This window comes from Vibrio sp. Y176, from assembly GCF_033438945.1.
On sequence record NZ_JAWOQS010000163.1, the window covers coordinates 1 to 963 of the forward strand.

Below are 963 nucleotides of genomic sequence, written 5' to 3' on the forward strand. Positions count from 1 at the left end.
GGCGGATGCCTTCATGCGTTGGCAAGGCGCTCATGGGCGAGTGTATGAGTTGGGTTTGCAATATCGCCAGATACTAATCGTCGCGTGTATTTTTTCACTTGGCTCTATTGCGGTTCCATTCTTGCTACGTAACGACAACAGCCCTAACTTAGCCACAATTTTGATGGTGATAGGTGCAATCATTAACATTGTGTTGGACTATGTTTTCATTGCTTGGATGAACTGGGAGCTAACAGGAGCGGCTATTGCGACCGCATTGGCACAGATGGTTGTCACCGTGCTAGGTGTGGGCTACTTCTTCTCTTCTAAAGCGAAGTTACGTCTAACATTTAGAGAGTTGAAAGTGCAATTGGATGCTATTCCTAAAATTGTGCTTATCGGGACATCCAGCTTTTTTATGTACGCTTATGGATCTACGATGGTAGCTCTGCACAACGCGTTATTCGCACAATACGGCAGCCCGCTTTTGATCGGCGCTTACGCCATTTTAGGCTATATCGTGACGGTCTATTATCTCGTGGCGGAAGGCATTGCCAATGGTATGCAGCCTTTGGTGAGCTACAACCATGGCGCACGAAATCAAGATAACATTCGTAAGTTGCTACAAATTGCTATGGGGACATCGGTTTTAGGTGGTGTTGTGTTCGTGGTATTGATGAACCTTTTCCCGTACCAGCTCGTATCCGTCTTTAATGACGCGGATCAGCAGCTTATCGAAAGTGCTGTGGTGGGAATTCGTCTCCACATGTTCGCACTGTTTCTGGATGGTTTCTTAGTGGTAGCAGGGGCTTACTATCAATCGGTCAACAAAGGCAGTAAGGCGATGTTTGTGACGGTAGGTAATATGCTTATTCAACTGCCGTTCTTGTTCATCATGCCAAAACTGTTGGGTGTGACAGGCATTTGGATTGCATTCCCGCTATCCAACATTGCGTTAAGTCTGGTTGTGATGAGTATGCTTTG

1 protein-coding gene is annotated in these 963 nt (G+C 46.2%); it reads left to right on the forward strand.

What is annotated here, in order from left to right:
• On the forward strand, positions 1-963 hold a 963-nt coding region (gene vmrA / locus R7O13_RS24850), incomplete at both ends, for a sodium-coupled multidrug efflux MATE transporter VmrA (protein WP_318304937.1).